Source organism: Pseudomonas sp. SH10-3B, assembly GCF_019891415.1.
Taxonomy (GTDB): domain Bacteria; phylum Pseudomonadota; class Gammaproteobacteria; order Pseudomonadales; family Pseudomonadaceae; genus Aquipseudomonas.
Genome location: NZ_JAFLXD010000102.1, coordinates 1 through 4,113 on the forward strand (window position 1 = coordinate 1; position 4,113 = coordinate 4,113).

The window sequence follows — 4,113 nt, forward strand, 5'->3', positions numbered from 1 at the left end:
CAGGCACATCATCGACAGGCTCCTGCCTGACCAACACCGTCTTCTGTGTCTTGTTACGAACCGCCGGCACCGGGTTCGAAACCACGTGATCTCCCGCCTTCATCGGCGCAGCCGGTACGGTCTTGATCGCTGTCGCCGGGCCACCAAGCAGCAAAGGCTTCACCGCCTCGACATGCGACTCCAACCCAGGCTCTACAAGCTGCTTGGCCAACAACTCCAACAACTCTCGCGCGCGTTTGGATTTGATAGCGCTCAGCACTTGAGCCCCCAGCCGCGCCGCCACCCCCATCGCACCCAACACACGAATCAACAGCAGATTGATCAGCACCTCGCCAGTGATCTCTCCCCAAAGTTCAGTCATCTGCGGCGGCGGCAGCATGCGCATCCAACTGACCATCGCCGACAGGTAGATAAACAGTAGCGGCTCATCGCTGAGTACCAGCAAACCGCTGGCAATCGTGTCTTTGCCCAGCTTCAGCAATTCATCGAGTTCGGCCTGGGAGAGGTAGGCCAACAGTTTTTCGCTGTTGGGCTTGAGATCCGCCAACAGGTCATACAGCTGCGTAACGTTGTCCCACAAATTGAAGAGGGCTTTTCCAAGGCCGCTGAAAAACGCTGCCTCCAGCATGCGCCGCCGATCGAGCGGCTTGGCTTCGGCATAGTCTTTCCACTGATCCTGGAAAGTGCGGGCCCACTCTTCCCGCAGGCGCGCCTCCAACCCCACGATCACCGATTGATAAGACCCATACAGCGCCTTGACGTGATCCTTGGAAACGTTGGGATAGAAGGTGATTTGGTACGGCTGGTTGCGATCACACTCGGTGATTTCGAGGATGCCGCTGGGGCCGATGGTCTTGTGGATCGGCTCGCCCAACGGGCCGCCATTGGGATCGACGCGCTGCAGCATCACCGGCGTGTTGCCGATGGGCACGAAGCGCGTGCTTTCGAACATATGCATCAGGGTCAGGGTGCCGTTGGCCGGGCACTTGGCGACGGTGCTGCTGGGGATGATTGAGCGATTGATCGGCGCGACCAGCGCTACCTCATCGCCGACCTTGAAGACCTGCTCGACCTCCAGCGCCGAGAAGCTCCAGACGCTTTGCGCCCATTGATCGAACGTATTCAGGCATTCGCGAAAGTCACGGAAGACGCGTTCAACGTCGACCGCTTTCACGTCCATCGGAGTCAGGGCCAGCCTGCCAATGGCCGGGCTCAAGACGCAGCCCCTTCAACCAGGGCTTTAACGAAAACAACCATCTGCAATCCCTCGCACTGTGTATTCAGGCGAGGGACTTTGCAGCGGTTTTCAGGCTGGTGCTGTAGAGCTTATCTTGCCGTTACGTGGGATCTTTCAGCGGCTATCGTCCTATCAAGCCTTCAGCGCTGCGCAAACGCCAGGTTCAGCCCTGGCTGGCGAGAGGGCGAGTTGGCGAACCCGCGTTAGACTTACCGGTCCATATCCGCAACGCTTGGCCCATCGTCCTCAAGGAAGCCCCATGTCCCCACGCTGCCTGATCTTCTGCCTTGCCCCCTTGCTGGTGCTGGCCGGCTGTTCCACGTCACGCGGCCCGCAGCAACCAGCGCGCAGTGAAGCCGAGGTGAAGGCCGAGATCGTGCGCTTGCTCCCGGCTAAAGTTGCAGACCGCAACGGCTGGGCCCAGGACATCTATACCGCTTTTGACACTCAGAAGATCTACCCCAGTACCGAGAATATCTGTGCCGTATTGGCGGTGACCGAGCAGGAGTCCACCTATCAGGTCGACCCGCCCGTGCCCAACATGGGCAAGATCGCCCAGGATGAAATCCTGCGCCGTGCCGGTAAGGTGCATGTGCCGGCCTTTGTGGTGCGCAGCGCCCTGCAACTGCGCTCGCCCACCGGCAAGTCCTATGCCGACCGCTTGAGTGCCGCGCGCACGGAGAAGGACCTGAGTGGCATCTTCGATGACTTCATCAGCGTGGTGCCCCTGGGCAACACCCTGTTTGGCGGTTTCAATCCGGTGCACACCGCCGGTCCCATGCAGGTCAGTATCGACTTCGCACAGAAACAGGCGCGGGGTTATCCCTACACGGTGGATGGCACGATTCGTCGGGAAGTCTTCACCCGGCGCGGCGGCATGTACTTCGGTATCGCCCACTTGCTCGGTTACCCGGTGAGCTATGACCAGCCACTGTATCGCTTTGCCGACTTCAATGCGGGTTGGTACGCCAGCCGCAATGCGGCGTTCCAGGCGGCGGTCAGCCGCGCGTCGGGCACTGAGTTGGCGCTGGACGGGGATTTGATTCGCTACGGCTCATTGCTGCCCGGCACCACCGAACTGGCGGTGCGCTCATTGGGCGCGAAGCTGGACATGCGCAACCCCAGCATTCGCAGCCAGCTGGAACAGGGCGAACAGCTGGATTTTGAAGACACCACCCTCTACAAACGCGTGTTTGCCCTGGCCGACCAGGCCGCCGGCAAGCCGATGCCCCGTGCGGTCCTGCCTGGCATCGTGCTCAAAAGCCCGAAGATCACCCGCAACCTGACCACGGCGTGGTTTGCCAAGCGCGTGGATGAGCGGTACCAGCGGTGCATGAAGCGCTGATCAGCTGCGGCGCCTGACAAATTTGCGCCACAGCCACACCCACAACCACACCACCGGAAACGCCAGGATCAGGAACGGCAGCACATAGCTGGCGCGTTCCAGAGCGTCTGCGGTGCCGTCCACCAGATTAGTGCCCAGGTTGCTGAACATCCGGCTGAAGCGTGACGGTTGGTTCGCGCCATCCGAAGAACGGAAGTTGAGGGTGACGCGGTTGGTATCCAGGCGACGCTGCTGGCCGGCGGCAACCTGGGCGAGTTCCTGCAGTTCGTTCTCAATGCCCGCCTGCTCCTTGCTCAAGGCGATCAGGTCGCTGACGGTGATGTCCTTGCGCTTGGCCAGTTCATCGAGGCGCTGTTGCTGGGCTTGCAGGCGATCCTGGCGGCGACGTACATCGGCGACCGCGTCAGCCAGGTCTTCGGCGGTGGTGATGCGCTGGCCGAGTTTGCCGCCTTCAGCGGCCATGGCGACCATCGGTTCGACGCCGGTGGGCGCGATCCGCAGGATGATCTCGCCGCCGTTGCTGTCTTCGGTGATGCCAAGGATATTGCACGCGCCAAACCGCGCCGATTCACAAGCCTCGCGGGTGGCCTGCATGCGCGGCGCGAGCAGGGCGCCGGGTAGGGCCAGGGTCAGTTCGTGTTCATAGGCCAGTTGAGCGCCGGCCCGACCTTGTTCGCCATTGATTACCGCGGCGCGGGAGTGGTCCTTGGGCGAGCAGCCGACCAGGGCCAGGCCGGCCAGCAGAATCAACAGGGGCGCGCGAAGCGATTGAAGGTTGCCGTCCGGATGGCGCATTGCAGTTCCTTGAGATGTGCGGGGGGCATTGGCGGCGATTAAAGCGGGTCCGGCGGATTAACGCAAAGTATCGTGCAAGATTTGCAGGGCTGATGGTGATGGCTGCTATTGGGCGTGTGGCGTACATCTCAAATCCGACCCCAAGGAAGACTCGCCATGATTGCTCACGCCGTGCCCGAAGGTTTTGTCCCGCTGCCGCGCAGCAGCCCGTTGCTGGATTTGCTTGGCCCGGCGTATTGCCGAGGTGACGGCCTGCAACTGGAGATCGGCCTGCGCGCCGACAATCGCCATGCCAATGGGCGTGGGACTGTGCACGGCGGTGTGTTGGCGACCCTGGCGGATATCGGCATGGGCTATGCCATGGCGTTTTCCAGTGAGCCGCCGTTGCCGTTGATTACGGCTAGCATGACCGTGGATTACCTGGGGGCGGTGCAGGTGGGAGAGTGGATTACGGTGCGCTTGGAACATCACAAGCGAGGGCGGCAAATGGCGTTTGCCACGGTGAGCCTGCAGGTGGCGGAGAAGATGGTGGCGCGGGCGAATGCGGTGTTTGCCGTGCCTCAAGCTGACAGGCAATGACGATCGAATATGGGAGGGACGTGGGGATCTACACAACTTTTCAGACCCTGACAAATCTCCCTGTGGCGAGCGGGCTTGTCCCGCGTTGGGCTGCGAAGCAGCCCCAAAACCAGCCTCTACAGAGTGTCTGATACACCGCGTTCTTCTTTACTGGGGC

At 61.4% G+C, this 4,113-nt stretch carries 3 protein-coding genes and 1 pseudogene; 2 read left to right on the forward strand and 2 right to left on the reverse strand.

The annotated features are described in order from the left end of the window. Window positions 1-1,180, reverse strand: a pseudogene (locus J1G35_RS30475) (type IV secretion protein Rhs); the annotation flags it as partial. Between the two features lie 316 nt (window positions 1,181-1,496). Here J1G35_RS30475 and J1G35_RS30480 point away from each other — a divergent pair. Continuing rightward, on the forward strand, window positions 1,497-2,582 hold the full coding sequence (locus J1G35_RS30480) for a DUF1615 domain-containing protein (protein ID WP_223016856.1): 1,086 nt from the start codon (window positions 1,497-1,499) through the stop codon (window positions 2,580-2,582). Here the strand turns inward: J1G35_RS30480 and J1G35_RS30485 are convergent, their stop codons facing one another. After that, window positions 2,583-3,377 carry a DUF4349 domain-containing protein gene (locus J1G35_RS30485; RefSeq protein ID WP_223016857.1) on the reverse strand — a complete coding sequence of 265 codons (795 nt, stop codon included), beginning with the start codon at window positions 3,375-3,377 and terminating at the stop codon, window positions 2,583-2,585. 156 nt (window positions 3,378-3,533) lie between these two features. On the opposite strand from J1G35_RS30485, the gene J1G35_RS30490 reads away from it, so the two are divergent. Then, window positions 3,534-3,956: a PaaI family thioesterase gene (locus J1G35_RS30490; RefSeq protein WP_223016858.1), complete on the forward strand. Its 423-nt coding sequence runs from the start codon at window positions 3,534-3,536 to the stop codon at window positions 3,954-3,956. Window positions 3,957-4,113 lie beyond the last annotated feature (157 nt).